The organism is Amnibacterium setariae, from assembly GCF_003581425.1.
GTDB lineage: Bacteria > Actinomycetota > Actinomycetes > Actinomycetales > Microbacteriaceae > Amnibacterium > Amnibacterium setariae.
In genome coordinates, this window is the sequence record NZ_QXTG01000002.1 from 1 (window position 1) to 26,482 (window position 26,482).

The 26,482-nt window shown below is 75.1% G+C and carries 26 protein-coding genes and 2 rRNA genes; 19 read left to right on the top strand and 9 right to left on the bottom strand.

Features of this window, described 5'->3' with window-relative positions; genetic code table 11:
• The 10 genes from D1781_RS07920 to xerD all read left to right on the top strand — a co-directional run.
• Nucleotides 1–140: ribosomal RNA gene (locus D1781_RS07920) — 23S ribosomal RNA — on the top strand; the annotation flags it as partial.
• Nucleotides 141–266: 126 nt separating this feature from the next.
• Nucleotides 267–383, top strand: a 5S ribosomal RNA gene (rrf, locus tag D1781_RS07925).
• A 97-nt stretch (nt 384–480) separates the two neighbouring features.
• Nucleotides 481–2,106, top strand: a complete 1,626-nt coding sequence (locus tag D1781_RS07930; RefSeq protein WP_119481814.1) for a primosomal protein — start codon at nt 481–483, stop codon at nt 2,104–2,106.
• The gene (locus D1781_RS07935) at nt 2,103–3,107 is read left to right on the top strand and encodes an HAD-IIA family hydrolase (RefSeq protein ID WP_119481815.1); all 1,005 of its coding nucleotides are present in this window, start codon (nt 2,103–2,105) and stop codon (nt 3,105–3,107) included. Before D1781_RS07930 ends, D1781_RS07935 begins: the two co-directional genes overlap by 4 nt.
• 121 nt (nt 3,108–3,228) lie before the next feature.
• Entirely contained in the window at nt 3,229–4,047 is an 819-nt protein-coding gene (locus D1781_RS07940; protein ID WP_119481816.1) for a TlyA family RNA methyltransferase, read from the top strand.
• Entirely contained in the window at nt 4,044–4,952 is a 909-nt protein-coding gene (locus D1781_RS07945; RefSeq protein WP_119481817.1) for an NAD kinase, read from the top strand. The genes D1781_RS07940 and D1781_RS07945 overlap by 4 nt, the downstream gene beginning before the upstream one ends.
• Nucleotides 4,931–6,670 carry a DNA repair protein RecN gene (gene recN, locus D1781_RS07950; RefSeq protein WP_119481818.1) on the top strand — a complete coding sequence of 580 codons (1,740 nt, stop codon included), beginning with the start codon at nt 4,931–4,933 and terminating at the stop codon, nt 6,668–6,670. Before D1781_RS07945 ends, recN begins: the two co-directional genes overlap by 22 nt.
• A 51-nt stretch (nt 6,671–6,721) precedes the next feature.
• A complete protein-coding gene (locus D1781_RS07955) occupies nt 6,722–8,446 on the top strand; it encodes a CTP synthase (protein ID WP_119481819.1) in 1,725 nt (574 codons plus the stop codon).
• The gene (locus D1781_RS07960; protein ID WP_119481820.1) at nt 8,439–9,080 is read left to right on the top strand and encodes an NUDIX domain-containing protein; all 642 of its coding nucleotides are present in this window, start codon (nt 8,439–8,441) and stop codon (nt 9,078–9,080) included. The genes D1781_RS07955 and D1781_RS07960 overlap by 8 nt, the downstream gene beginning before the upstream one ends.
• Nucleotides 9,081–9,210: 130 nt before the next feature.
• Nucleotides 9,211–10,110: a site-specific tyrosine recombinase XerD gene (gene xerD, locus D1781_RS07965; RefSeq protein WP_119481821.1), complete on the top strand. Its 900-nt coding sequence runs from the start codon at nt 9,211–9,213 to the stop codon at nt 10,108–10,110.
• 60 nt (nt 10,111–10,170) lie between these two features.
• Here the strand turns inward: xerD and D1781_RS07970 are convergent, their stop codons facing one another.
• A complete protein-coding gene (locus D1781_RS07970; RefSeq protein WP_119481822.1) occupies nt 10,171–10,446 on the bottom strand; it encodes a class I SAM-dependent methyltransferase in 276 nt (91 codons plus the stop codon).
• 250 nt (nt 10,447–10,696) lie between these two features.
• Here D1781_RS07970 and D1781_RS07975 point away from each other — a divergent pair, with 250 nt between their 5' ends.
• Genes D1781_RS07975 through D1781_RS08010 form a run of 8 tightly spaced genes read left to right on the top strand, consistent with a single transcriptional unit; the run spans nt 10,697 to nt 18,012 of the window.
• Nucleotides 10,697–11,578, top strand: coding sequence for a ParA family protein (locus tag D1781_RS07975; RefSeq protein WP_119481823.1), 882 nt, complete (start codon nt 10,697–10,699; stop codon nt 11,576–11,578).
• Nucleotides 11,565–12,368 (top strand): segregation and condensation protein A, encoded by an 804-nt coding sequence (locus D1781_RS07980; RefSeq protein WP_119481824.1) that lies wholly within the window; start codon nt 11,565–11,567, stop codon nt 12,366–12,368. The genes D1781_RS07975 and D1781_RS07980 overlap by 14 nt, the downstream gene beginning before the upstream one ends.
• Nucleotides 12,361–13,125: an SMC-Scp complex subunit ScpB gene (scpB, locus tag D1781_RS07985; RefSeq protein ID WP_119481825.1), complete on the top strand. Its 765-nt coding sequence runs from the start codon at nt 12,361–12,363 to the stop codon at nt 13,123–13,125. Before D1781_RS07980 ends, scpB begins: the two co-directional genes overlap by 8 nt.
• On the top strand, nt 13,109–13,903 hold the full coding sequence (locus D1781_RS07990) for a pseudouridine synthase (protein WP_119481826.1): 795 nt from the start codon (nt 13,109–13,111) through the stop codon (nt 13,901–13,903). The genes scpB and D1781_RS07990 overlap by 17 nt, the downstream gene beginning before the upstream one ends.
• An 11-nt stretch (nt 13,904–13,914) precedes the next feature.
• Nucleotides 13,915–14,991, top strand: a complete 1,077-nt coding sequence (locus tag D1781_RS07995; RefSeq protein ID WP_119481827.1) for a prephenate dehydrogenase — start codon at nt 13,915–13,917, stop codon at nt 14,989–14,991.
• A gap of 14 nt (nt 14,992–15,005) precedes the next feature.
• Nucleotides 15,006–15,680 carry a (d)CMP kinase gene (gene cmk, locus D1781_RS08000; RefSeq protein ID WP_233551182.1) on the top strand — a complete coding sequence of 225 codons (675 nt, stop codon included), beginning with the start codon at nt 15,006–15,008 and terminating at the stop codon, nt 15,678–15,680.
• Nucleotides 15,677–17,185, top strand: a complete 1,509-nt coding sequence (gene der, locus D1781_RS08005) for a ribosome biogenesis GTPase Der (protein WP_119481828.1) — start codon at nt 15,677–15,679, stop codon at nt 17,183–17,185. The genes cmk and der overlap by 4 nt, the downstream gene beginning before the upstream one ends.
• Before the next feature lie 5 nt (nt 17,186–17,190).
• Nucleotides 17,191–18,012 carry a phosphotransferase gene (locus D1781_RS08010; protein WP_119481829.1) on the top strand — a complete coding sequence of 274 codons (822 nt, stop codon included), beginning with the start codon at nt 17,191–17,193 and terminating at the stop codon, nt 18,010–18,012.
• 66 nt (nt 18,013–18,078) lie between these two features.
• On the opposite strand, the gene D1781_RS08015 is transcribed toward D1781_RS08010, so the two are convergent.
• From D1781_RS08015 to D1781_RS08035, 5 genes are all read right to left on the bottom strand, one after another.
• Nucleotides 18,079–18,951, bottom strand: a complete 873-nt coding sequence (locus tag D1781_RS08015) for a DUF2231 domain-containing protein (RefSeq protein WP_119481830.1) — start codon at nt 18,949–18,951, stop codon at nt 18,079–18,081.
• Between the two features lie 119 nt (nt 18,952–19,070).
• A complete protein-coding gene (locus D1781_RS08020; RefSeq protein WP_119481831.1) occupies nt 19,071–19,283 on the bottom strand; it encodes a KTSC domain-containing protein in 213 nt (70 codons plus the stop codon).
• 160 nt (nt 19,284–19,443) lie between these two features.
• On the bottom strand, nt 19,444–20,385 hold the full coding sequence (locus D1781_RS08025) for an alpha/beta hydrolase (RefSeq protein ID WP_119481832.1): 942 nt from the start codon (nt 20,383–20,385) through the stop codon (nt 19,444–19,446).
• A gap of 29 nt (nt 20,386–20,414) precedes the next feature.
• Complete coding sequence (locus tag D1781_RS08030) at nt 20,415–21,266, bottom strand: 3-hydroxyacyl-CoA dehydrogenase (protein WP_119481833.1); 852 nt, start codon at nt 21,264–21,266, stop codon at nt 20,415–20,417.
• A gap of 13 nt (nt 21,267–21,279) precedes the next feature.
• Entirely contained in the window at nt 21,280–22,776 is a 1,497-nt protein-coding gene (locus D1781_RS08035) for a flavin-containing monooxygenase (protein WP_233551184.1), read from the bottom strand.
• Nucleotides 22,777–22,863: 87 nt separating this feature from the next.
• Here D1781_RS08035 and D1781_RS08040 point away from each other — a divergent pair, with 87 nt between their 5' ends.
• Nucleotides 22,864–23,535 (top strand): TetR/AcrR family transcriptional regulator, encoded by a 672-nt coding sequence (locus D1781_RS08040; protein WP_199706507.1) that lies wholly within the window; start codon nt 22,864–22,866, stop codon nt 23,533–23,535.
• Between the two features lie 108 nt (nt 23,536–23,643).
• Here D1781_RS08040 and D1781_RS08045 read toward each other — a convergent pair whose 3' ends face one another.
• From D1781_RS08045 to D1781_RS08055, 3 genes are read right to left on the bottom strand one after another with little or no spacing between them, the layout of a single operon-like run.
• On the bottom strand, nt 23,644–25,251 hold the full coding sequence (locus D1781_RS08045) for a long-chain-fatty-acid--CoA ligase (RefSeq protein WP_119481835.1): 1,608 nt from the start codon (nt 25,249–25,251) through the stop codon (nt 23,644–23,646).
• Nucleotides 25,252–25,297: 46 nt separating this feature from the next.
• Nucleotides 25,298–25,753: an acyl-CoA thioesterase gene (locus tag D1781_RS08050; protein WP_119481836.1), complete on the bottom strand. Its 456-nt coding sequence runs from the start codon at nt 25,751–25,753 to the stop codon at nt 25,298–25,300.
• Nucleotides 25,750–26,403 carry a QsdR family transcriptional regulator gene (locus D1781_RS08055; RefSeq protein ID WP_158590035.1) on the bottom strand — a complete coding sequence of 218 codons (654 nt, stop codon included), beginning with the start codon at nt 26,401–26,403 and terminating at the stop codon, nt 25,750–25,752. Before D1781_RS08055 ends, D1781_RS08050 begins: the two co-directional genes overlap by 4 nt.
• Between the last annotated feature and the right edge of the window lie 79 nt (nt 26,404–26,482).

Here is a 26,482-nt window from a genome sequence, read left to right on the forward strand (position 1 = left end):
GCCGTCTTCAAGATGAGACTTCCATGCCCCTTGAGGGTGAGAGGCTCCCAGTAGACGACTGGGTTGATAGGCCGGATGTGGAAGCAGGGACGAGAGACCTGTGCAGCTGACCGGTACTAATAAGCCGACGACTTGACAACACCCCAACCCCCAGGGTTGGAGCATGAGTGCTGTTGCTCGCGTCCACTATGTGGTTCCCGATGGACGGTCGGGACCCCGCCACCGAGCACTCGGTGGCCAGGGGATCGACGGAACATCCATAGTGTTTCGGCGGCCATAGCGAGAGGGAAACGCCCGGTCACATTCCGAACCCGGAAGCTAAGACTCTCAGCGCCGATGGTACTGCGAGGGGGACCTCGTGGGAGAGTAGGACACCGCCGGACTTCTTCAACCGAAGAGGGGGAGGCCAGCCCGCAAGCGATTGCGGGCAGGCCTCCCCCTCTTCGCATTTGTACGAGCATCCGCACGAGCAGGAGCGACGTGAGCGACCAGGACGGCCCGACGGACGACCGACCGAGCCGGCCCGCTCGGAACGATCGCGGCGACTCCGGCGAGCGGCGCCCCCGGCGCGGCGACGCGGGGGACCAGCGGCCGCGGCGCGACGGCGGCGGCGACGAACGCCCGCGCCGCTTCGACTCGAACGACCGCGCTCCGCGCCGCGGGGGCGACGGCGAGGGCCGTCCGCGCTCGGGGGGCGGCGCGGACCGGCCCCGGCGGACCGGCGACGACGCCGGACGTCCCCGGCGGGACGAGGGTGCCCGCGACGGCCGCCCGCGCCGCGACGAGGGCGGGTTCCGGCCTCGACGGGACGGCGACGCGCCGTTCCGTCCGCGGCGCGAGGACGGCGGCGCTCGGCCCCGGCGTGATGACGGCGACTCCCGTCCGCGTCGTGACGACAGCGGCGGCTTCCGCCCCCGCCGCGACGAGGGCGGCTTCCGGCCCCAGCGGGACGACGCGGCCGGTTCCCGTCCCCGTCGTGACGACGCCGGCGGCTCCCGACCCGCGCGCGACGGCGGCGCCGGGTTCCGTCCGCGCCGCGACGACGGCGCGTTCAAGCCGCGTCGCGACGGCGACGGCGCGTTCCGTCCGCGTCGCGAGGGCGGCGACGGTGCGTTCCGCCCGCGGCGCGACGGCGACGGGGAGTTCCGTCCGCGCCGCGACAGCGGCGATTCCCGCCCCCGGCGCGAGGGCGACCGGCCCGCGCGGTCCGGCGATCAGCGCGGCGGGCGTCGGTCGACCGAGCGCGCCGGTCGCACCCCGTTCTCGGACCGACCCGCTCGGGACGCTGGCCGGCGCGACGCCCGCTCCTCCGACGCGGACGGCGGCCATCGCGGCGGACGGCACGTGGACGAGCCGGCGCTGCCGGACGACATCGCCGCCTCCGACCTCGACCGGGCCGCACGCTCCGAGCTGCGGACGCTGACGAAGGAGAACGCCGACGCGGTCGCGCGGCACCTCGTGGCCGCCTCCCGCGTGATCGAGGACGACCCGGCCGAGGCGCTGCGGCACGCCCTGGCCGCGGCCCGGCGCGCGGGTCGGGTCGCGGTCGTGCGCGAGAGCGTCGCCATCGCCGCCTACGCGACCGGGGACTTCGCACTGGCGCTGCGCGAGCTGCGCACCTTCCGTCGCATCTCGGGGTCCGACGACCAGATCGCCCTCATGGTCGACAGCGAGCGCGGCGTGGGCCGCCCCGATCGCGCCCTCGAGGTCGGTCGCGCCGTCGACCGGGCGTCCCTGCCGGTCGAGGCGCAGGTCGGGCTCGCGATCGCGATGTCCGGCGCGCGACTCGACCAGGGCGACGCGTCGGCGGCGCTCGACGAGCTCGAGCGCGCGCCGATCGACCTGCAGCGGATCCACCCGTGGTCGCCGTCGCTGTTCGACGCCTTCTCCACCGTGCACGAGGAGCTCGGGGACGAGCAGGAGGCCGCCCGCTGGCGGACCCGCGCCGCCAACGCGGAGCGCCTGCTCGACGAGGTCGATGCGGAGCAGGACGAGATGACGGTCAGCACCGAGGCGGTAGCCCTCGAGCCCGGCGTGCAGGCGACCGAGGCCGAGGCACCGGCGGCGCAGCAGGAGCCGGACGCGGCCCCGGACGCCGAGCGGTGAGCCGACCCGCGCCGCTCGCGGACGCCGACGTCCTCCTGCTCGACCTCGACGGCGTCGTCTACCGCGGCCGCGCCGCGGTGCCGCACGCGCAGGACGCGCTCGGCGCGGTCCGCGACCGCGGGGTGCGGGTCGGCTACATCACGAACAACGCCTCCCGGACCCCCGCCTCCGTCGCGGCGCACCTCACCGAGCTGGGGCTGGCGGCGACGGCGCACGAGGTCGTCACGTCTCCGCAGGCGGCGGTCCGGCTCCTCGCCGACCGCGTCGCCCCCGGGGCGCGCATCCTCGTGATCGGCGGCGACGGGCTCCACTCGGTCGTCGCGGAGGCCGGCTTCGTCGTGGTGACGAGCGCGGACGACGCGCCCGACGCCGTCGTGCAGGGTTTCGCGCCCGAGCTCGGCTGGAAGGACCTCGCGGAGGCCTCCTTCGCCCTGGCCGACCCCGATCTGCTCTGGGTCGCGACGAACACCGACTGGACCATCCCTGTCGACCGGGGGATCGCGCCGGGCAACGGCACGCTGGTCTCCGCCGTGCACGCCGCGGTCGGCCGCCTGCCGGTCGTGGCGGGCAAGCCGGAGACGCCGCTGTTCGAGACCGCGGTCGAGCGCTTCGGCGCGCAGCGCCCGTTCTTCGTCGGCGACCGGCTCGACACCGACGTCCGCGGCGCGAACGCCGCCGGCATGCCCTCCGCGCTCGTGCTGACCGGCATCGACGGCCCGAAGGAGCTGCTCGCCGCCCAGCCGCAGGACCGCCCGCAGTACGTCCTGGCGGACCTCCGCGGCCTGCTCGAGCCGTACCCGGAGGTGAAGCGCCGCCGCGACGGCGTGCAGGTCGGCAAGGCGGTCGCCCGCGTGCACGGCCAGGCGCTCGAGGTCGTGAAGCCCGGCGAGCCCATCGACCTCATCCGGGCCGTGGCGGAGGCCGTCTGGTCGTCCGGCGTCGGCGTCTACGCCCTCCGCATCCCGGAGGCCGTGCTCCGTCTGCGGGCGTCGTTACGCTGACCGCCGTGGACGACGACCCGGGGACGCCGGCCGAGGTGGAGGCGCTGCCGCTCGAGGAGCGCGCGACCCGCTACCTCGCGGCGCAGCGACGGCTCGAGGCGCGCCTCGAGCTGCCCGGCGCGTGACGGCCGAGCGGCTGGACGTCGCCCTCGTCGAGCGCGGGCTCGCGCGCTCCCGGTCCGCGGCGCAGACGGCGATCGCGTCCGCGCGCGTCCGGGTGGACGGGGTCGTCGCGACCCGGCCCGCGCAGCGCGTCGCGGCGGACGCCGTCGTCGAGGTGGACGCCGGCACCGGGTGGGTGGGGCGCGGCGCCGGCAAGCTCGACGCGGCCCTCGACGCCTTCGGGATCGACGCCTCCGGGCGCCTCGCGCTGGACCTCGGCGCCTCGACGGGCGGGTTCACCCAGGTGCTCCTGGAGCGAGGCGCGGCGCGGGTCGTCGCCCTCGACGTGGGGCACGACCAGCTCGTGCCGGAGCTCCGCGCCGATCCGCGGGTCGTGGTGGTGGAGGGGGAGAACGCGCGGCTCCTGACGCCCGGACGGCTCGCGGAGCTCACCGGCTCGGCCGCGGCGCCCGGCCTGGTCGTCGCCGACCTCTCGTTCATCTCCCTCACACTCGTGCTGCCGGCGATCGCGGCCGTCGCGGCGCCCGACGCGGACCTCGTGCTGCTCGTGAAGCCGCAGTTCGAGGTCGGCCGCTCCCGCGTGCGCGGCGGCATCGTGCACGACGCCGCCGACCGCGCGACCGCGGTCCGCGCGGTGCTCGACACGGCGTCCGCGGCGGGCCTCCGCACCGCCGGGATCGTCGCCTCCCCGGTGCCGGGCACCCACGGGAACCGGGAGGCCCTCGTGCACCTCCACCGTCTGCGCGGGAGCGATCCGTCAGAATGGTCGGCGTCGATCGAGCGCGCCGTGCGCTCCGGGGGCGGGGAGGTCGGATGACTGAGCGACGCGTGCTCATCCTCGCCCACACCGGGCGGGACGTGACGGTCGACGCGGCCGCCTCCGCGCTGGCGCTGCTGCGCGACGGCGGCGTCGTGCCGGTGCTGACCTCGCAGGAGCGGGCCGACCTCGCGGCCCGCTGCGACGTCGACGGGGTGGCCGTGCTCGGCGAGGGCGTCGAGGTCGACGACCTCGAGCTCGTCGTCGTCCTCGGCGGCGACGGCACGATCCTGCGCGCCGCCGAGCTCGTGCGGGACTCCGACGTGCCGCTGCTCGGCGTGAACATGGGCCACGTCGGCTTCCTGGCCGAGGCGGAGGCCGACGACCTCACCGCGGTGATCGGCCGCGTGGTCGCGCGGCAGTGGGACGTGGAGGAGCGGCGCGCGATCGCCGTCCGCGTCTACCAGGACGACCGGCTCGTCCACGAGGACTGGGCCCTCAACGAGGCGACGGTCGAGAAGGCCGCGCGCGAGCGGATGCTCGAGGTCGTGCTCGAGGTCGACGAGCGGCCCCTGTCGTCCTTCGGCTGCGACGGCATCGTCGTCTCGACGCCGACCGGCTCCACCGCCTACGCGTTCTCCGCCGGCGGTCCCGTCGTCTGGCCGACCCTCGACGCGATGCTCGTCGTGCCGCTCTCGGCGCACGCGCTGTTCGCCCGGCCGCTCGTCGTGCCGCCGGCGTCCACGGTCGCGATCGAGGTGCTGCGGCGCACGCCCGCGACCGGCGTGCTCTGGTGCGACGGCCGGCGCATGTTCGAGCTCGCGGTCGGCGCCCGGATCGAGATCGCCGCCTCACCGCAGCCCGTGCGCCTCGCGCGCGTCCACGCGGACCGCGACCTCTTCACGGACCGGCTGGTCCGCAAGTTCGACCTCCCGGTCGGCGGATGGCGGGGCCGGACGTCGTGACCGGACCGCGCCCCGGCATCGAGGAGATCACGATCCGCGGCATCGGCGTCATCGAGGACGCGGTCCTGCCGCTCGGACCGGGCTTCACCGCGCTCACGGGTGAGACGGGCGCGGGCAAGACGATGGTGGTGACCGCGCTCGGGCTGCTGCTCGGCGGCCGCGCGGACTCCGGCGTCCTCCGTGCCGGCGCGGACCGCGCGGTCGCCGAGGCGCGCTGGGTCGTGCCGGACCACGGCGCGGTCGCCGAGCGGGTCGAGGAGACCGGCGGCGAGCTCGAGCCGGTCGGCGAGGGCACGGCGGAGCTACTCGTCACGCGCACCGTCTCCGCCGAGGGCCGGAGCCGCGTGGCGGTCGCCGGCCGGTCCGTGCCCGTCGGCGTGCTCCAGGAGCTCGGCGAGGCGCTCGTCGCCGTGCACGGGCAGTCCGAGCAGCTGCGGCTGAAGTCGCCGGTCGCGCAGCGGGAGCTGCTCGACCGGTTCGCCGGAACCGGGCTGACGGCGGTGCTCGACGAGTACGCCGGCGTGCACCGCCGCTTCCTCGGCGGCCGCGCCGAGCTCGAGCGGCTCACCGCGGAGCAGGACGCGCGGACGGCCGAGGCGGCGGAGCTGCGGTCCGCGCTGGCCGAGATCGAGGGCGTGGCGCCGCAGCCGGGGGAGGACGCCGAGCTGGCGGCCCTCGCGGAGCGGCTCGGCGCGCAGGACGAGCTGCGGATCGCCGCCGCGACCGCGCACGAGGCGCTCTCGTCGGAGGACGTCGGCGCCCTCGACGCGCTCTCGCTGCTCGTCGAGGCCCGCAGGGCCCTCGAGCGCGCGGCGCCCCTCGACCCCGAGCTCGCGTCGCTGGCCGAGACGGTCGCGTCCCTGGCCTCCCTCGCGGCGGACGCCTCCGGCGACCTCGCCAGCTACCTCGCCGCGCTCGACCCGGACGCGCCCGGCCGCCTCGAGGTGACGCAGCAGCGCATCAACGAGCTCGGGGTGCTCATGCGCCGGTACGGGCCGACCCTCGACGACGTGCTCGCCTTCGCGGAGACCGGCGGACGGCGCCTGCTCGAGCTCGACGCCGACCCCGACCGGATCGAGTCGCTCGCGGCGCAGGTCGCCCTCGACGAGCGCCTCGCCGGCGAGCTCGCCGACCGCCTGTCGGCGCTGCGTCGGGACGCCGCCCTGCGACTCGGTGCCGAGGTCACCGCCGAGCTCGGCGACCTCGCGATGGGCAGCGCCGCCGTGCTCGTCGAGGTCACGAGCCGCGACGAGCTCGCCGCCTCCGGCCGGGACGTCGTGCAGCTGCTGCTGCAGGCCTACCCCGGCGCCGAGCCGCGGCCGATCGCCCGCGGCGCCTCCGGCGGGGAGCTGTCGCGCGTGATGCTCGCGCTCGAGGTGGTGCTGGCCGGCACCGATCCTGTGCCGACGTTCGTCTTCGACGAGGTCGACGCCGGCATCGGCGGCGGCGCCGCGATCGAGGTCGGGAAGCGGCTCGCGCGCCTCGCCGCGACCTCGCAGGTGATCGCGGTGACCCACCTCGCGCAGGTCGCGGCCTTCGCGAACAACCACCTGAAGGTGCTGAAGGGCTCCGACGGCGGCGTGACCACGTCGACCGTGCAGCGGCTCGCCGGGGACGACCGGGTCGCCGAGATGGCGCGCCTCCTCTCCGGCCTCACGACGAGCGAGTCGGCCCTCGCGCACGCGCAGGAGCTGCTCGACCTCGCCGGCACCGCCTGACGCCGCGCGCGGGTGGGGACGACGTCCGCGACTCCCATAGGATGGAATCCCGTGGTGGACTCGGGCGCATCGACGCCGGACGGAACGGAACTGCGGCGCACGACGAAGCACGTCTTCGTCACGGGGGGTGTCGTCTCCTCGCTCGGCAAGGGCTTGACGGCGGCCAGCCTCGGCAACCTGCTGACCTCGCGCGGGCTGCGCGTCGTCATGCAGAAGCTCGACCCGTATCTCAACGTGGACCCGGGGACGATGAACCCGTTCCAGCACGGCGAGGTCTTCGTCACCGACGACGGCGCCGAGACGGACCTCGACATCGGCCACTACGAGCGGTTCCTCGACATCAACCTGAGCCAGTCGGCGAACGTCACGACCGGCCAGATCTACTCGTCGGTGATCGCGCGCGAGCGCCGCGGCGAGTACCTCGGCGACACCGTGCAGGTCATCCCGCACATCACCGACGAGATCAAGCGGCGCATGCGCCTCCAGGCCGCCGACGACCCGCAGCCCGACGTGATCATCACGGAGATCGGCGGCACGGTCGGCGACATCGAGAGCCAGCCGTTCCTCGAGTCCGCGCGGCAGGTGCGGCACGAGCTCGGCCGCCGCAACGTCTTCTTCGTGCACGTCTCGCTCGTGCCCTACCTCCCGACGTCGGGCGAGCAGAAGTCGAAGCCGACCCAGCACTCCGTCGCGGCGCTCCGCTCGATCGGCATCCAGCCCGACGCGCTCGTGCTCCGCTCCGACCGCCCGGTCACCGAGTCGAACCGCAAGAAGATCGCGCTGATGTGCGACGTCGACGAGGACGCCGTGGTGAACGCCGTCGACGCGCCCTCCATCTACGACATCCCCGCGATGCTGCACGACCAGGGCCTCGACGACACGATCGTCGAGGCGCTCGGGCTCGAGGCGGGCGACGTCGACCTGACGCGCTGGAACACGGTGCTGCAGGCCGTGCACCAGCCGCGGCAGGAGGTGACGATCGGCCTCGTCGGCAAGTACATCGACCTGCCCGACGCGTACCTCTCGGTGACGGAGGCCCTGCGGGCCGGCGGCTTCGCGCAGCAGACGAAGGTCAACCTGCGGTGGGTGCCGAGCGACGAGTGCGAGACGCCGGAGGGCGCCGCGCAGCACCTCGGCGACCTCGACGGCATCTGCATCCCGGGCGGCTTCGGCGTCCGCGGCATCGAGGGCAAGGTGGGCGCGCTCCGCTTCGCCCGCGAGAACGCGCTGCCGGCGCTCGGGCTGTGCCTCGGCCTGCAGTGCATGGTGATCGAGTACGCCCGCCACGAGGCGGACCTGCCCGACGCCTCCTCCACCGAGTTCGACCCCGACACCCCGTTCCCCGTCATCGCGACGATGGCGGAGCAGGTCGCGATCATCGCGGGCGGCGACCTCGGCGGCACCATGCGCCTCGGGCTCTACCGCGCCGACCTCGACGAGGGCACGCTCGCCCGCGACCTGTACGAGCGGGCCGAGGTGAGCGAGCGGCACCGGCACCGGTACGAGGTGAACAACCACTACCGCGAGCGCCTGCAGACCGCCGGCCTCGTCTTCTCCGGCACCTCGCCCGACCACAAGCTCGTCGAGTTCGTCGAGCTGCCGCGCGACGTGCACCCGTTCTACATCGGTACCCAGGCGCACCCGGAGCTGCGGTCCCGGCCGACGCGCTCGCACCCGCTGTTCAAGGGGCTCGTCGCGGCGGCGCTCGACCGCCAGCGCGCCTCCCGCCTGTTCGAGGCCGCCGAGGAGCAGGAGGAGGTGGCCGCCGGTGCCTGAGCCGATCGAGGACGTCCCCGAGCTGCACGAGGTCACGGACGAGCAGCTGATCCACCACGGCAAGGTCTTCGACGTCGCGCGCGAGACGTTCGACTACGACGGCAAGCCGATCACCCGCGAGATCGTCCGGCACCCGGGCGCGGTCGCGATCCTGGCGCTCGACGACGAGGGGCGCGTGCTGCTCATCCGGCAGTACCGGCACCCGATCCGGACGCGGGCGTGGGAGATCCCCGCGGGGCTGCTCGACAAGGCGGGGGAGCCCCCGCTGACCGGCGCGCAGCGCGAGCTCGCGGAGGAGGCGGACCTCGCCGCCGCGCGCTGGGACGTGCTCGCCGACTTCCAGAACTCGCCCGGCGGCAGCGACGAGACCATCCGCGTCTTCCTCGCGCGCGACGTCTCCACCGTGCCCGCCTTCGAGCGGAGCGACGAGGAGGCGGACATCGAGGTGCGCTGGGTGCCCCTCGACGACGTCGTCGACGCCGTGCTCGCGCGCCGCGTGCAGAGCCCGTCGCTCGTGATCGGCGCCCTCGCCGCGCAGGCGTCCCGCGCCCGCGACTGGGCGACGCTCGCGCCGGGCGACGAGCCGTGGCTTCGGCACCCGGTCCTCGGCGGCGCCCCCTGGCACACCCGCTGACCTTCGCGGATCCGCACTTCCTCCGCGGATCCGCAGTTCCCGGCCGACACGCCGCCTCCCGCACCCGGGAACGCGGCGTGTCGCCGTGTTCTTGCGGATCCGCGAACGGCCGGGTGCTGGACTCGGGGGCGTGAGGGTCGAGCAGGCGGTCGGGCGCTTCCTCCGCCACGTCGCCGTCGAGCGCGGGCTCGCCGACAACACGCTCGCCGCCTACCGCCGGGACCTCGGGCGCTACGCCGAGCACCTCGCGGAGGCGGGGCGCACCGACGTCGGCGACGTGACGACCGCCGACGTCACCGCGTTCCTGAACCGCATCCGCGGCGAGGACGGTGCGGCCGCGTCCTCCGCCGCCCGGATGCTCTCCTCCGTCCGCGGGCTGCACCGCTTCCTCGCGGAGGACGGCGTCGTGCCCGACGACGTCGCCCACGAGGTCAGCCCGCCGAAGCTGCCGATGCGGCTGCCGAAGGCGATCGGCATCGACGAGATGGCGCGGCTGATCGGGGCGACCGAGGGGGAGGAGCCGGTGCTCGTGCGCGACCGCGCGCTGCTCGAGCTGCTCTACGCCACCGGGACGCGGGTGAGCGAGGCGGTCGGGCTCGACGTCGACGACCTCGCGACCGGCGAGCTGGTGCGGGTGCTCGGCAAGGGCGGCAAGCAGCGGCTCGTCCCGGTCGGCTCCTACGCCCGCGCGGCGATCGAGGCGTACCTGACCCGCGTCCGGCCGGCCTGGGCGGCGAAGGGCGGCGCGACGCCCGCGCTGTTCCTCGGCCCGCGCGGCGGCCGGCTCTCGCGGCAGGGGGCGTGGCTCGTGATCCAGGCGGCGGCCGAGCGCGCCGGGCTCTCCGCGCACGTGTCGCCGCACACGTTCCGCCACAGCTTCGCCACGCACCTCCTGCAGGGCGGCGCCGACGTCCGCGTCGTGCAGGAGCTGCTCGGCCACAGCTCGGTCGCGACGACGCAGCTCTACACGCTCGTGACGGCGGACGCCCTCCGCGACGTCTACACGACCGCGCACCCCCGCGCCCGCTAGCGGGGCCCTCCGCCGCAGATCCGCCCGAGCGCTCGCGCGGATCAGCAGCGGAGCGCCCCGCTATGCCGCCCGGCGGACCAGGACCTGCAGCCGGTCGTCGACCTCGCCGTGCGACCGCTCGATCGAGAGGACGTCGAAGGCGGCGCCCTGCAGCACGGTTCGGAGCGGCGCGGGGCGCCAGTAGGTGAACCGCCGGGGGAGGCCGAGCTTGCGTGAGTGGACCTCCTCGCCGTCGCCCTCCTTCACCGTGCAGGCGAGCACGCCGGTCGGGCGGAGGGCGTCGTGCACGCGGGCGAGCACCGCGGCGAGCTCGTCGCGGTCGAGGTGGAGCAGCACCGCGTTCGCTTATCTCCCGCATTCTTCGCGGATCCGGAGATCCTGTGCGACACGCCGCCTCCGCGAGCCTGCGCGCGGGGTGTCGCGCGAGAACTCCGGATCCGCAGAGGACATCCGGATCCGCGAGCAGCGCCGACACGCCGGGGGCTCGGCGCGCGTCCAGGCCGCGGCGGCGCGTCGCCCCAGAACGGGGGACAGCCCCGCCTAGCGTGGGAAGCACGTTCGACGAGCCGCACCGAGGACCCCACCCATGACGCAGACGACCGTGCTGGACACCCGACCCGACGAGCAGGAGCTGGGCCCGACCGGGCGTCCGAGGTCGGAGTTCCCCGTGCCGGCGCCGCTCGCGCAGCACGGCCCGGCCCGCATCGTCGCGCTCTGCAACCAGAAGGGCGGGGTCGGCAAGACCACGACCACGGTGAACCTCGGCGCCGCGCTCGCCTCCTACGGTCGCCGCGTGCTGCTGATCGACTTCGACCCGCAGGGCGCCCTGTCCGCGAACGTGAAGGTGCAGACGGAGGACGTCCCGACGATCTACGAGCTGCTCCTCGGCTCCTCGTCGGTCGACCCGCGGATCGCGATCCAGCACACGCAGATCGACGGCCTGGACATCATCCCGGCGAACATCGACCTGTCCGCCGCCGAGGTGCACCTCGTCAACGAGGTCGCCCGCGAGCAGAGCCTCGCCCGGGTGCTGCGCCGCGTCACGGCGGACTACGACGTCGTGCTCATCGACTGCCAGCCCTCCCTCGGCCTGCTCACCGTCAACGCGCTCACCGCGGCGCACGGCGTCGTGATCCCGCTCGCCTGCGAGTACTTCGCGCTGCGCGGCGTCGCCCTGCTCGTCGAGACGATCGAGAAGGTCCGCGACCGCCTCAACCCCGCGATCGCGCTCGACGGCATCGTCGGCACGATGTACGACCCGCGCACCCTGCACAGCCGCGAGGTGCTCGACCGGGTCGTGGAGGCGTTCGACGCCGACGTGCTCGAGACGGTGATCAGCCGCACGGTGAAGTTCCCGGACGCCTCCGTGGCGCGGGAGCCGATCCTCGAGTACGCCCCCGAGCACCGCGCGGCGGAGGCGTACCTGCAGCTCGCGCGGGAGCTGGTGGTCCGGGGTGCCTTCGCCTGACCCCGACGCGTCGGCCTTCCGCGTCCGGGTCGGCGGGTTCGACGGCCCGTTCGACCTGCTGCTCGACCTGATCGGGCGGCGCGAGCTCGACGTGACCGAGCTCGCGCTCGCGGTCGTCACGGACGAGTTCCTGGCGCACCTCGAGCGGCTCGGCGACGACGCCGACCTGGATCAGACCAGCGGCTTCCTCGTCGTCGGCGCGACGCTGCTCGACGCGAAGATCGCCGGGCTGCTGCCCGCCGGCGAGGTCGTCGACGCGGAGGCGGTGGCGATGCTCGAGGCGCGCGACCTGCTGTTCGCCCGCCTGCTGCAGTACCGCGCCTTCAAGGAGGCGACGACCTGGTTCGCGGACGCGCTCGCGATCGAGGAGGCGCGGCACGCCCATCGCGGCGCCGTGCACGAGGCGCAGCTGCCGCCGCTCCCGCCGCCGGAGCTGCCGGTCGACGTCGCCGCCTTCGCGCTGCTCGCCGCGGCCGCGCTCGCGCCGCGGCCCGAGCCGAGCGTGCGGGTCGACCACCTCCACGGCTCGGCGGTGGGGCTGCGCGAGCAGGCGGCCGCGGTCGTCAGCCTGCTCCGTCGGGGGTCGGCGATGTCGTTCCTCGACCTCGCCGGGCCGGAGGCGGAGCGGCCGATCGTGGTCGCCCGCTTCCTCGCCGTGCTCGAGCTGCACCGCCTCGGCGCGATCGCCTTCGAGCAGCTCGACCCGCTCGGAGCGCTCGTCGTGCGCTGGACCGCGCCAGACTGGGACGACTCGATGCTCGCGCGCCTGGGAGGGGGATTCGATGAGTGACCGGCCCGCGCCCGTGCGGCGCACCCCGCAGGAACCCGTCGCGCTGCTGCTCTCGGGGCTCCTCGGCGCCCCGGTCGACGAGGCGGAGCTCGCGGAGGCCTTCTCCGCCCGCGACACGGCCGCCGAGCCCGCCCCGACCGGCCTCGACGCGCCGTCCGCCGACTCGCGGGACGAGCCCGTCCGGGCGGCGCGCACGCCCTCCTCGCTCGACGCGCTCGACGAGGCGGTCGAGGCCCTGCTCGTCGTCGCCGACCGTCCGCTCGACCTGCTGACGATCGCCTCCGCGCTCGACCGGCCCGTCGCCGTGGTGCGGCAGGCGGTCGAGCGGATCCGGGACGACTACGACGGCCGGTCCGGCGGTCGCCGCCGCGGCTTCGAGCTGCGCGAGCTGCCGGGCGGCTTCCGGCTCTACGCCCGCTCGGCCCACGACGCGCAGGTGCGGCACCTGCTCGAGATCGAGACCGCGGGCCGCCTCAGCCAGGCGGCGCTCGAGACCCTCGCCGTCGTCGCGTACCGCCAGCCCGTGACCCGCGGCCAGATCGCGGCGATCCGCGCGGTGTCGGTCGACTCGGTGCTGAAGACCCTCGTCGCCCGCGGCCTCGTCACCGAGGTCGGCCGGTCGGAGGAGACGGGCGCCGTGCTCTACGGCACCACGGACGACCTGCTCGTCGCGCTCGGCATCCGGTCGCTCGGCGAGCTGCCCCCGCTCGCGCCGCTGCTCGAGGGCGTGGAGGCCGCGCATGCCGACGCCCGCTGAGCCGCGCTCGGACCCTTCGACGGGCTCAGGACAGCGCGGCGAGCGGCTGCAGAAGGTGCTCGCCGCCGCCGGCGTCGCCTCCCGCCGCGTCTCCGAGGACCTGATGGCCGCCGGCCGCGTCGCCGTGAACGGGCGCGTCGTCACCGAGCCGGGCACGCGCGTCGACCCGACGGTCGACGAGGTCGCGGTCGACGGCGTCCCGGTGCAGGTCGACCCGGCCCGCCGCACGGTCGTGCTCCACAAGCCGACCGGGATCGTCTCGACGATGCACGACGACCGCGGCCGCCCGGACCTCACCCGGTTCACCGACCGGTACGAGGAGCGGCTGTTCAACGTCGGCCGCCTCGACACCGACACCTCCGGCCTCCTGCTGCTGACGAACGACGGCGACCTCGCGCAGGTGCTGGCGCACCCCTCCTTCGGCGTCACGAAGACGTACATCGCCCTCGTCGACGGCGCGGTGAAGCCGCAGACGCTCGCGCGGCTGAAGCGGGGGATCGAGCTCGACGACGGCCCGATCGCCGCGGACCGGGTGCGGATCGTGCCGAACGGCGCCCGCCCCGGCGCGACGCTCGTCGAGCTGACGCTGCACTCCGGACGCAACCGCATCGTGCGTCGCATGCTCGACGCCGTCGGCCATCCGGTGCGGGAGCTGGTCCGGCGCGAGTTCGGCCCGATCAAGCTCGGCGACCTGCCGGTCGGGCGCTCCCGCGACCTCACCGCGGCCGAGTTCGGGGCGCTGACGACCCTCGCGGGGCGGGAACGGCGGGCCCGGTAGTCTGTTCCCCCGTGTCCGCCCGCACCACGGGGCAGGTCCGGGTCGTCGGCACCGGGCTGCTCGGCACGAGCATCGGGCTCGGCCTGACGTCCCTCGACGTCGACGTCGTCCTCGACGACGTCTCCCCGTCGACCCTGGCGCTCGCCGTCGACTACGGCGCGGGGCGCCGGGCCGCGGAGGGGGACGCGCCCGCGATCGTCGTCGTGGCGGTGCCGCCGGACGTCGTCGCCCGGGTGGTCGCGGAGGAGCTCGCGCGCTTCCCCGAGGCGCTCGTGACCGACGTCGCGAGCGTGAAGGCGGGCCCGCTCGCCGCGCTGCAGGCCGCCGGCGCGCCCGTCGCGCGCTACCTCGGCTCGCACCCGATGGCGGGCCGCGAGCGGAGCGGGCCCATCGCGGCCCGGGCCGACCTCTTCCTCGGCCGGCCGTGGGTGATCGCGCCGCACGAGGCCTCGACGGCCGAGCAGGCCGTGCTGCTCGAGTCCCTCGCCTTCGAACTCGGCGCCATCCCGGTGCGCCTGCCCGCCGAGCGCCACGACGACGCCGTCGCGGTCGTGTCCCACGCGCCGCAGCTCGTCTCGAGCCTCCTCGCCGCCCGGCTCGTCGATGCGCCGGACCACGCGACGGACCTCGCGGGGCAGGGCCTGCGCGACACGACGCGGATCGCCGCGAGCGACCCGGCGCTGTGGGTGCAGATCCTCAGCGCGAACGCGGCGCGGGTGCTGCCCGTGCTCTCCGACCTCCGCGACGACCTCGACGCGCTGCTCGGCGCGCTCGCCGACCCGGCCGCGCCGGGCGCGCAGCGCGCCCTCGCCGACGTGCTCGCGGCGGGCAACGACGGCGTCGCCCGCATCCCCGGCAAGCACGGCGTCGACCTGCGGACGACGACGCTGACGGTGCTGATCGACGACCGGCCCGGGCAGCTCGCCCGCCTCCTGACCGAGATCGGCGAGCTCGGCGTGAACCTCGAGGACATGCGCCTCGAGCACTCGCCGGGGGCGCCGATCGGCATCGTCGAGGTGTCGGTGCTGCCGGAGGCGGCCGGCGGGCTGGAAGCGGACCTGGAGCGGCGCGGATGGCGCGTCGCATGATGCGAGGAGCAGCGGTGGGCGTGATCGTGGCGGTCGACGGACCGGCCGGCAGCGGGAAGTCGAGCGTCTCGCGCGCGGCGGCCGCCGCGCTCGGCTACGACTTCCTGGACACGGGTGCGGCCTACCGCGCGCTCGCGTGGCGGGTGCTCGAGCAGGGGGCCGACCCGGAGGACGCGACCGCGGTCGAGCGCGCGCTCGACGGCTTCGCGTTCGAGTCCGCGGGCGACCCGGCGGAGCGCTGGGTGCGCGTCGACGGCGTCGACGTGACGGACGCGATCCGCACGCCGAGCGTGACCGCGGCGGTCAGCGGCATCGCCCGCGTGCCCGCCGTGCGGACGCGGCTGAACGACGGCTTCCGCGCGCGCCTCGCCGCGGCCGAGCCCGGCGTCGTCGCCGAGGGCCGCGACATCACCACCGTGGTGGCGCCCCATGCGGACGTCCGCGTGCTGCTCACCGCGAGCCCCGAGGTGCGGGCGGCGCGGCGGGCGAAGGAGCTGCCGGACGAGGACCGCTCCGCGGTGGCGCGGTCGATGGCCGAGCGCGACGCGAAGGACTCGCGGGTGGTGGACTTCCTGGAGGCGGCGGAGGGCGTGACGACGCTCGACTCGACCGACCTCGACTTCGACGGCACGGTGGACGCCCTGGTGGCGCTCGTGCGGCAGACGGCAGACGTGGAGCAGGTGCGATGAGCGACCCGGACGACGAGTACGACGGCCCCGACGACCTCGCGGAGCGCCTCGGCGACCTCGACGAGGCCGCGGCGGAGCGCCGGGCGGAGGCCCTGCGGGCCGGCCTCGAGGACTACGCGCTGGAGGACGAGGACCGCCTCCTCCTCGAGGGCGGGGAGATCGAGGACGCGGAGGCCGGCGCCGGTGCGGCGCTGCCCGTGCTCGCGATCGTGGGCCGGCCGAACGTCGGCAAGTCCGCGCTCGTCAACCGCATCCTCGGCCGCCGCGCCGCGGTCGTCGAGGACACCCCGGGCGTCACGCGCGACCGCGTCACGTACCGGGGCGAGTGGGAGGGCCGGGCCTTCACGCTCGTCGACACCGGCGGCTGGGAGCCCGACGCCGCCGGCCTCGACGCCGCCGTCGCCGCGCAGGCCGAGGTCGCGATCGACCTCGCGGACGCGGTGCTGTTCGTCGTGGACGCGGTCGTCGGCGCGACGAGCACCGACGAGCAGGTCGTCCGGATGCTCCGCGGCACGAAGAAGCCGGTCCGGCTGGTCGCGAACAAGGTCGACGGCGACCGGCAGGAGGCGTACACGGGCGAGCTGTGGGGCCTCGGCCTCGGCGAGCCGTGGCCGGTCTCCGCCCTGCACGGGCGCGGCGTCGCCGACCTCCTCGACGAGGTCATGCGGATGCTGCCGCGCGAGTCGCAGGTCGCGAAGCCCGAGGTCGGGGGCCCGCGCCGCGTGGCGCTCGTCGGCCGCCCGAACGTCGGCAAGTCGAGCCTGCTGAACAAGTCCGCGCGCGAGGACCGAGTGGTCGTCTCGGAGACCGCAGGCACGACCCGCGACCCGGTGGACGAGCAGATCGAGCTCGCCGGGAAGGTGTGGCGGTTCGTCGACACGGCCGGCATCCGCCGCCGGACGCACCTGTCGCAGGGCGCCGACTTCTACGCCTCCCTCCGCACGCAGGCGGCGCTCGAGCGGGCCGAGGTCGCGGTCGTGCTGTTCGACGTCACCGCGCCGATCAGCGAGGCGGACATCCGCATCGTCGACATGGTCCTCGAGTCCGGCCGCGCGCTCGTGCTCGCGTTCAACAAGTGGGACCTGCTCGACGACGACCGCCGCCGGTACCTCGAGCGGGAGATCGAGCAGGAGCTCGCGCACGTCGCGTGGGCGCCGCGCGTGAACATCTCCGCCCGCACGGGCCGGCACCTCGAGAAGCTCGTGCCCGCGCTCGAGGCGGCGCTCGAGGGCTGGGACACCCGCATCCCGACGGGCAAGTTCAACGCGTTCATCGCGGAGCTCACCGCCGCGCACCCGCACCCGGTCCGCGGCGGCAAGCAGCCGCGCATCCTGTTCGGGACGCAGGCCGGCAGCCGTCCGCCCACCTTCGTGCTGTTCACGACGGGCTTCCTCGACCCGGGCTACCGCCGGTTCGTGCAGCGGCGCCTCCGCGAGGTGTACGGCTTCGTGGGGACCCCGATCGTCGTGAACATGCGGGTCCGGGAACGCCGACAGCGGAGCTGAGCGCCGTGCCCGCGTTCCCGGACGGCCCGGAGGTGCCGCTCGCCGGCGGCGACGTCACGGAGGGGCTCGTCCGGGTCGGCGGCACGGTCCGCCGGCCGCACGGCGCCGCGTCGGCGGCCGTCGAGCGGGTGCTGCGGCATCTGGAGGCGCAGGGGTTCGACGGCGCGCCCCGCTGGTTCGGCCGCGACGAACGCGGCCGCGACGTGGTCTCGTTCGTCGACGGCGAGGTCGCGGGGCGCCCCTGGCCCGCGTGGGTGGCGGACGAGGCGCGGCTCGTCTCCCTCGCGCGGCTGCTCCGCCGGTTCCACGACGCGGTCGCGCCGCTCGGGCTGCCGGCGGAGGTGCTGGCCGTCCCGCAGCCGGCGCCGCCGGTCCTGCCGGAGCGGATCGCGGGGGAGCCGGAGCTCGTCGGGCACCGCGACGTCACGCCGGAGAACGTCGTGTTCCGGGACGGCGTCGCCGCGGCGCTGATCGACTTCGACCTGCTCGGCCCGGCGACGCGCGTCGAGGAGCTCGCCAACCTGCTGCTCTGGTGGGGCGCCTGGATGCCGGAGGAGGATCGCGAGGCCGCCCTCAGTGACGCCGACCCGGCCCGGCGTGCGCGGATCGCGCTCGACGCCTACGGCTGGTCGGGGGAGCGCGCCGCGCTGGTCCCGGTCTCGCTGAACCTCGCCGACCGCTCCTGGCACCTCATGCGCTGGCGCGCCGAGCACGTCGGCGGCGGCTGGGCGCGCATGTGGCACGAGGGCGTCGGGGACCGCATCCTCCGCCGCCGCGCCTGGCTCGCCGACCGGGCCCCGGCCCTCGCCGCGGCCCTCGAACCCTGACCTCGCTCACGCTTCCGTACGCCGCATCGCCGCCACGGCATCCGGAAGCGTGAGCAGAGTCCCGGTCTAGGGGCGGGGGAGGCGGATCTCGACGAGCTCGCCGTTGATGCGGGTCTCGAAGCGGATCGCGGGCGCCGTCGCGGGGCCGTGGACGACCTCGCCGGTGGCGATCTCGAACACGCTGCCCCGGGTCGTCGTGATCGTCGCCCGGCCGTGGCCCGGGTCGGTCAGGACCCCGTCGGAGAGCGGCTCGCCGAGGTGCGTCGACACGTCCGCGAGCACGTCGACGCGGCCGCCGCGGCGCAGCACGAACAGCGGCGTGCCGCCGACCTCGCCGCGCACCGGCTCCTCCTCCGGCAGGTCGTCGAGCTCGCCGATGGCGTGCCAGCCCTCGGGGAAGGTGTGCACGACCGCGTCCGCGTGGTTCGCGCCGACCGCCTGCCGGTAGCCGAGGTGGCCGCCGAGGTAGCCGCCGAACCCGACCAGGCCGAAGCCGGCGAAGCCGAGCGCCTTGCCGAGCCCGTCGCGGCCGCGCTTCCGCGCGAGCCAGGACGCGGCGTAGAGCACCCAGGCCGTCTCGTTCAGCGCCGCGTGCACGATGCCGACCCGCTGCTGCTGCCGGTCGGACCGCGCCCAGTCCGCCCAGCCCGCCGCGATCGCGGGGGCGGCACCGAGCACCCCGGTGCCGACGAGCACGCGGGCGCCGCGCTCCGCGCCCGGCACGAGGTCGAGCACCGCGGCGCCGATCCAGCTGCCCGCGGGCAGCAGGATCATCGCCGGGTGGAGGGGGTGGCCGGCGGGCACCCCGTGCAGCACGTCCTCCAGCTCCCGCGGCTTCAGCACGGCGTCGACCACGCCGTGCACGCGCGCGATCACGCCGTCCAGCACGGCGGCGTCCTCGAGCTTCGTGATCGGCTTCAGGATGCGCAGCTCACGCATGTCCGCTCCCTCCCCGCCGACGTCGGCGTGTCCAGCGACCAGCCGACCGGTCGGGGCCGTGCCGCTGCAAGCCGACCGCCGCCCTCGCAGGCGTTCCGCGGCAGACGCGCAGAGCGCGCTCAGGCCGCGCGATGCGAGCGGTACGCGCCGCGGATGTGCTCGGCGAGGTGGCGCCCGAGGCTGTCGGCCTCGAGCAGCTGCAGCGCCGCCTCGGGCGGCACGTCCTCGTAGTCGTAGACCCCGCCGCTCGCGAACTCCACCTCGAGCGTGCTCGTCTCGAAGTCGTAGCCGACCGCGCGCAGCGCGGAGCTGCGCACCGGGTACCGACGCATGGCGCCCCCTTGCCGCACCCGATCGGCAGGCGGACGGGGCTCCCGACCCCGGGCCGTCGACCGGGCCCTTCCGGTTCCCGCCGGGCCCCCCGCGGGCCCCGCGGTCGGCGGACGCGCTCAGCCTGCGCGGCCGAGCGCGCCGCGTCAACCGGGAGGACGCTCAGCGCAGCAGGTCCGCCAGGGCGGCGTCGATCTCGTGGGTGGCCCTCAGGGGCCCCGGCAGGGGCGTGCCGTAGAAGCCGTGGATCAGGCCCTCGAAGGTGCGGTGCCACACCGGCACGCCCGCCGCGACGAGCGCCGCGGCGTACGCGTTCCCCTCGTCGCGCAGCGGGTCGTACTCCGCCGTGGCGATCACGGCCGGGGCGACGCCGGCCAGGTCCGGCGTGCGCAGCGGCGCGATCCGCGGGTCCTCGACCAGGGTGCGCGCCTCCGCCGAGTCGGGCAGCACGCCCGTGTACTGCTCGAAGAACCAGTCCATGTCGCGGGCGGTGAGGAAGTAGCCCTCGGCGTTCTCCCCGCGGGAGGCGTAGTCGCCGCCGGGGTCGACCGCGGGATAGGCGAGCAGCTGCGCCGCGAGCGGGATGCCGGCGTCGCGGGCGTGGACCGCGGTGACCGCCGCGAGGTTCGCGCCGGCGCTGTCGCCGGCGACCACGAGCCGGGCGGGGTCGCCGCCGAACTCCTCGATCCGCCCCGCGACGGTGGCGAAGACCGTCCACGCGTCCTCCACGCCGCCCGGGAAGGGGCGCTCGGGCGCGAGGCCGTAGTCGACGCTGACGACGACCGCGCCGACGTCCGTCGCGAGCAGCCGCACCGTCAGGTCGTGCGTGTCCAGGTCGCCGAGCACGAAGCCGCCGCCGTGCAGGTAGACGACCGTCGGCGCGGGCGTCGACACCTGCGGCCGGTAGACGCGGCACCGCACGCCGCCGATGGTCTCGTCCCGGATCTCGCCGATGCGCGGCAGGGTCGCCGGGTCGCGGCGGTCGACGCCGGAGAAGCCGCGCAGCACGGCGCGCGCGGTGGGCACGTCCGAGTCGGCGGGGCCGGGGAGGCCGCGCCGCTGCAGCTCCTGCAGCATCAGCGCGGTGTCGGGGTCGAGCGGCATGGTCGTTCCTCCGGTGGTGGCGGGCGGGATCAGTAGCGGTAGAAGCCCTCGCCGGACTCGACGCCCAGCTTCCCCTGGTCGAGGTAGTGCTCCTTGAGGTGCGCCGCCCAGACGGCGGACCGCGGGTCGGCGGACGCGACGGCGTACGCGGTGCGGAGCCCCACGACGTCGTAGATCTGGAACGGGCCCGCCGGGGCGCCGGTCGCCTTCCGCCAGGTCAGGTCGATCGTCGCGGGGTCGGCGACGCCCTTCACGAGGAGCTCGGCCGCGGCGCCGAGGAAGGGGATCAGGAGGGAGTTCAGCACGTAGCCCGGCTGCTCCTTGTGCAGCCGGATGGCGATCATGCCGATCGCCTCGGCGAACGCCTGCACCCGGTCGGCGACGGCGGGGTCGGTCTGCGGCGTGCCCATCACCTCGGCGGTGTTGTTGACCCAGACGTGGTTCGCGAAGTGGAGGGCGAGGAAGCGGTCGGGCCGTCCCGTCGCGTCGGCGATGGCGCTCGGCAGCAGGCTCGAGGAGTTCGTCGCGAACACGGTCGCCTCCGGGGCGGCGGCCCCGACCCGGGCCCACACGTCGCGCTTCAGCTCGAGGCGCTCCGGCACGGCCTCGATCACGAGGTCCGCCTCCCGCACGGCCTCGGCGAGGTCGCTGACGAGCCGGATCCGCTCCGGAGCGCCGCGGTAGGCCTCGGCGTCGGGCATCTCGCCCGCGGCCTCGGCGGCGAAGGTGTCGAGCCGGCCGCGTCCCGTGGCGAGGGCGGCGTCGTCGACGTCGTACGCCGTCACGTCGACGCCGTGCGCGGCGGTCTGCAGCGCGATCTGCGCGCCGAGCACGCCGAGGCCGAGCACGGTGACGCGGGGGAAGGGGCTGGAGGAGGGCATGGTGCCTTTCGGGTCAGGTCCGCCGGGCGGCGGGTTCGAAGCGGAGCGCGCGGCGGCGCGGGTCGAGCCGGAACAGGACGAGTTCGCGGAGGTAGTTCTGGTGCACCCTCCACGGCGAGCGGCTGCCCTGGCGCGGCAGCTGCGCGAGCCCGCGCCGGATGTAGCCCGCGGCCAGGTCGATCACCGGGGCGGTCGGCCCCGGGTCCGTCGGCGCCTGCGGCGTCACGACCGGGGTGCCGCGGCGGCGCATGCGCTGCAGCAGGTCGACCACGGCGCTCGCGACGAGGTCGGCGCGCAGGGTCCAGGAGGAGTTCGTGTAGCCGATCGTGTACGCGAGGTTCGGGACCCCGGCGAGCATGAAGCCCTTCCACGCCATCGTCCGGCCCGGGTCCACGGGCCGCCCGTCGACGTCGAGGCGGATGCCGCCCAGCACGAGCACGTTCAGCCCGGTCGCGGTGACGAGCACGTCCGCGTCCAGGCGGCCGCCCGAGGCGAGGCGGACGCCGTGCTCGTCGACCCGCTCGATGCGGTCCGTCACGACGTCGGCGTCGCCCGCCGTGATCGCGCGGAAGAGGTCGCCGCCCGGCACCGCGCACAGGCGCTGGTCCCACGGGTCGTACGTCGGCGCGAAGTGCGTGTCGACGTCGAAGGAGGCGGGCAGCTTCGCCTTCGCCGCGTTCCGCAGCACCGCCTTCATCGCCGCGGGCCGGCGGCGGGCGTACTGGTACAGGACGATCGAGCCGAGGATGTGCTTCGCCCGGACGACCCGGTACGCGAGCGGCGCCGGCAGGCGCCCCTTCAGTCGCAGCGCGAGCCGGTCGCGCGACGGGACGGCGGCGACGTACGTAGGGGAGCGCTGCAGCATGACGGCGTGCGCGCCCCGCTTCGCGAGGGCCGGCACGAGCGTGACGGCCGTGGCCCCGCTGCCGATGATGACGAACCGCTTGCCCGCCGGGTCGAGGTCGGCGGGCCAGTGCTGCGGGTGCACCACCCTCCCGGCGAAGTCGCCGAGGCCGGGGATCTCGGGGGAGTAGCCCTCGTCGTAGCGGTAGTAGCCGGTGCAGCCGAAGAGGAAGGCGCAGGTGATCGTGCTCGTCGCGCCGGCCTCGCCCTCGCGCCACTCGCCTGTCGCCGCCGGGTCGCGGTGCAGCAGGGTGAGCTCCCAGTGCCCGCGCTCGGACCGCCAGGACGCGGCGACCACGCGCGTCCGGAACCGGATGCGGTCCCGCACGCCCGTCTCCTCCGCGGCGCGGCGCACGTACTCGCGGATGTCGTCGCCGTCGGCGATCGCCTTCTCTCCGGGCCAGGGGCGCGCGGCGTAGCCGAGCGTGTACATGTCGGAGTCGGAGCGGACGCCGGGGTACCGGAACAGGTCCCAGGTGCCGCCGATCACGTCCCGCGACTCGAGGACCGCGAGGGACGCGCCCGGCATGCGCCGGGCGATCGTCGCCGCTGCTCCGATCCCGGACAGCCCCGCGCCCACGACCACCACGTCCAGGTGCTCCGTCATCATCGACCTCCCCGCTGCACCCCACGCTATCGACACGGTGTCGAGAAAGTCGACACCGTGTCGAATCTCTCCGCCTAGGCTCAGGTCGTGAGCGCGGCGACCCGGGGCAGGCGAGAAGGCCGGCCTTCCGGCGACGAGCGGCAGCGCTCGATCGTCGAGGTGTTCGAGGGCCTGCTGCGGATGCGGCCCCTCGCGGAGATCACCGTGGACGAGATCGCGGCCGGCGCCGCGATCTCCCGCAGCGCGTTCTACTTCTACTTCGCCTCCAAGCAGGCGGTGCTGCTCGAGCTGCTCGACCGGATGGTGGCTGAGGTGGACGAGCGGCTCGCCGGGATCGGTGTCCCGGGAGACGACCCGGCGGCCTGGTGGCGGTCGTCGATCGGCGTCTTCGTCGACGTGTTCGGGGACCACCGCGCCGTGTCGGTCACGCTCGCGGAGGCCCGGGCGACGGTGCCGGAGATCCGCGAGGAGTGGGCGCGGCGGTCGGGCCGCTGGGTGGACCTGACCGCCTCCACGATCGTCGCCGAGCGGCGGAAGGGCCGGGCGCGCGAGATCGTCGACCCGCGCGCCACGAGCGTCGCGCTGAACGCGATGAACGAGCGCGTGCTCGTCGCCTCCTTCGCGGGTGAGCAGCCGGCGCTCGGCCAGGACGAGCTCCTCGACGTGCTCGCCGACGTCTGGTGCACGACCATCTACGGCACCCCCCCGCCCCTGACCGGCGGAGGCCGTCGAGCGGCCCCGCCCCGCCACGGTGGTTGAGCCGGGCGCTCCGCGCCCGTGCCGAAACCACGTGGAGCCCGGGGTGGTCTCGAGGCTCGCTGCGCTCGCACCTCGACCAGCGCGGCATCCGCGGACGGAGCCCGCGCGTCAGACGCCGGCGGGCTGCTGCTCCTCCGAGTAGACCCGGGTCAGCTCGCGCTTCAGCACCTTGCCGGAGGGGCCGAGCGGCAGCTCGTCGACGACCCGTACGGTGCGCGGGAACTTGTAGGCGGCGATCTTCGCCTTCACGAAGTCGCGCAGCTCCTCCGGCGTCGCGCTCGCGCCGTCCTTCAGCACGACGGCCGCCTCGATCTCCTGCCCGTGCTTCGGGTGCGGCGTGCCGAAGACCGCGGCCGCCTGCACCGCGGGGTGCCGCATGATCACGCCCTCGACCTCGGTCGGGTACACGTTGTAGCCGTTCCGCAGGATCATGTCCTTCTTGCGGTCGACGATCGTCAGGTAGTCGTCCTCGCCCATGGTCGCGAGGTCGCCGGTGCGGAACCAGCCGTCGACGACCGCCTCCGCGTTCGCCTCCGGCCGCCCGAGGTAGCCCTTGAACAGGTTGTGGCCCCGGACCACGAGCTCGCCGAGCTCGCCGCGGGGCAGCTCCACGATCCGGTCGTCGACGTCCGGGTCCGCGATCAGCACGTCGGAGCCCCAGATCGGCACCCCGATCGTGCCGGGCCGGATCTCCCGGCCGATCGGGTTGAACGACACGACGGGAGAGGTCTCGGTCAGGCCGTAGCCCTCGTAGACGGTGGCCCCGAAGGTCTCCGAGAACTCCTCGAGCACGGCGAGCGGCAGCGGGGCCCCGCCCGAGATCGCGTACCGCAGCTGCGGCTTCGGCGCGCCCGCCCGGGCGCCGGCGAGCAGACCGACGTACATGGTCGGCACCGCCGTGAACACGGTCGCGCCGTGCTCCGCCATCGCGGTGAGCGCCGCGGTCGGCTCGAACTTCGGCAGCATCACGATCGTCGCGCCCTTGCGGAACGCGGTGTTCAGCACGCAGGTCTGCCCGAACGTGTGGAACAGGGGCAGCCCGCCGAAGACGACGTCCTCGTGGCGCATGTCGAACAGGTCGATGAGCGACACGTTGACCTGCTCGACGAGCGAGAAGTGCGCGCCGACGGCGCCCTTCGGCGTCCCGGTCGTGCCGCTCGTGTAGAGCAGCGTCGCGGGCTCGAGCGGCCCCATCGCCTCCTGCCGCACGATCGGCTCCGCCTCGGCGGCGAGCGCCTCGAGGCGCGGGATCGGCGCGAGGTCCTTCGCGGCCTCCGGCAGCAGGATCGAGACGGCGTCGACGCCGACCTCCATCGCAGCGGGCAGCGCCTCCCCGAGGCTCGGTGCCCCGATGACCACGAGCTTCGCGCCGCTGTCGCGCAGCACGTGGGCGATCTCGTCGCGCTTGAACAGGAGGTGGATCGGCACCGCGACCGCGCCGATCGCGAGCACGGCGTAGTAGACCTTCGGGAAGTCGGGCACGTTCGGCACGAGCATCGCGACGCGGTCGCCGCGGCCGACGCCGCGGGCCTTCAGCGCGCCGGCGATCGCCTTCGCGTCCCGCCACAGCTCCCCGTACGTGGCGCGGGACTGCGGCCCGGTCTGGCCGGCCCAGATCACGGCCGTCTTGTCCGGGTACCGGTGCGCCGACTCGGCGAGGATCGTCGCGACGGAGATCGTCGCGTTGCCGGGGCCGTCGAGAACGTCGTCGTTCATTCGTGCTTCTCCTTCGAAGTGACCTGACCGAGCATGCCGCGGTGCGCTAAGCGCCCGCTTCGAGTTCGCGGCCGATGCGCTCGCGGATGGCCGCGGGCACCGGGATCGGCCGTAGGTCGTCGCGGCCGACGAACACGTGCACGAAGCTGCCCATCGCGAGCAGCTCCCCGTCCGCCTCGCGGAAGATGCCGAGCCCCCACGAGATGCTCGTCGTCCCGACGCGGTCCGCGCGCAGGCCGACGACGAGCGTGTCCGGGAACGCGGCGGAGGCGAAGTAGCGGCAGGACGACGCGACGACGAAGGCGGGATCCGTCTCCGCCGCCGGGACGGGCCGGCCGTGCAGCGCCGCGACGCCGTCGAGCAACCAGCTCGTCACGGTCGTGTCCATCGCGGCGTAGTAGATCGTGTTGTTCAGATGGCCGAACACGTCGTTGTCGTGCCACCGGGTGGGGAACGTCCGCCGCCAGCCGTAGTCCGCGAGGGCCGGCCGCTCGTCGGTCACGGGCGGGGCCTCGTCGCCGCGAGCACCAGCGCGAAGGCGGCGGCAGCGCGGTCCGCGTCCGGGCGCTCGCCGGCGATCAGGTCGGCGTAGGCGTAGGACTCGGCGACCCGGACGAGCACGGTGGCGAGGTCGTGCAGGGGAAGCGGCGTCGTCATGCGCCCGGCGGCGATCTCCTCCTCCAGCAGCCGTTCGACGATCGCGACGAACCGGCGGTGCACGGGCGTCGCGTCGCCCGTGAGGATCCGGAGGGCGCGCGAGGGCTCCCGCACGATCCAGCCCCGGAAGTAGTCCGCGGTGATGAGGTCGTGCACGAAGCGGGTCAGGGCCCCCTCCACGCGGTCGGCGCCGGGTGCGTCCGTCGCGGCGTCCGCGGCGTCGAACGTCGGGACCGCCAGGCTCCAGAGGATCTCGCCGAGCAGCGCGTCGCGGTTGCCGACCCAGCGGAACAGGGAGGTGCGGTCGACGCCGAGCTCCGCGGCGAGCGCGGACATGTCGATGCGCTCGCCGGCGATGAAGCGGTGCCGGGCCGCGCGGAAGGCGCGCTGCGCGTCGTCGTGCACGAGCAGCCGCTCGCCGAGCGGGCTCGGCACGAGCCGCGCGCCGAGGCTGCCCAGCCCGGTCGTGCGCCGGGGCGCGTCCACCGCCGTCATGTCCCGGATGCTAGCGCTGCAACGTTCTGAGAAGTGATGCGTACACTCGCCTCGGCGACGCAGCCGAGGGAGGACGACC

Coding starts and splice junctions, on each gene's coding strand:
- D1781_RS07990 (WP_119481826.1), top strand. CDS start 13,109: ATGCCGACGCCCGCTGAGCCGCGCTCGGACCCTTCGACGGGCTCAGGA.
- D1781_RS07975 (WP_119481823.1), top strand. CDS start 10,697: ATGACGCAGACGACCGTGCTGGACACCCGACCCGACGAGCAGGAGCTG.
- D1781_RS08030 (WP_119481833.1), bottom strand. CDS start 21,266: ATGCCCTCCTCCAGCCCCTTCCCCCGCGTCACCGTGCTCGGCCTCGGC.
- D1781_RS08015 (WP_119481830.1), bottom strand. CDS start 18,951: ATGCGTGAGCTGCGCATCCTGAAGCCGATCACGAAGCTCGAGGACGCC.
- D1781_RS07945 (WP_119481817.1), top strand. CDS start 4,044: ATGACTGAGCGACGCGTGCTCATCCTCGCCCACACCGGGCGGGACGTG.
- scpB (WP_119481825.1), top strand. CDS start 12,361: ATGAGTGACCGGCCCGCGCCCGTGCGGCGCACCCCGCAGGAACCCGTC.
- D1781_RS08045 (WP_119481835.1), bottom strand. CDS start 25,251: ATGAACGACGACGTTCTCGACGGCCCCGGCAACGCGACGATCTCCGTC.
- D1781_RS08020 (WP_119481831.1), bottom strand. CDS start 19,283: ATGCGTCGGTACCCGGTGCGCAGCTCCGCGCTGCGCGCGGTCGGCTAC.
- der (WP_119481828.1), top strand. CDS start 15,677: ATGAGCGACCCGGACGACGAGTACGACGGCCCCGACGACCTCGCGGAG.
- D1781_RS08035 (WP_233551184.1), bottom strand. CDS start 22,776: ATGACGGAGCACCTGGACGTGGTGGTCGTGGGCGCGGGGCTGTCCGGG.
- D1781_RS08055 (WP_158590035.1), bottom strand. CDS start 26,403: ATGACGGCGGTGGACGCGCCCCGGCGCACGACCGGGCTGGGCAGCCTC.
- recN (WP_119481818.1), top strand. CDS start 4,931: ATGGCGGGGCCGGACGTCGTGACCGGACCGCGCCCCGGCATCGAGGAG.
- D1781_RS08025 (WP_119481832.1), bottom strand. CDS start 20,385: ATGCCGCTCGACCCCGACACCGCGCTGATGCTGCAGGAGCTGCAGCGG.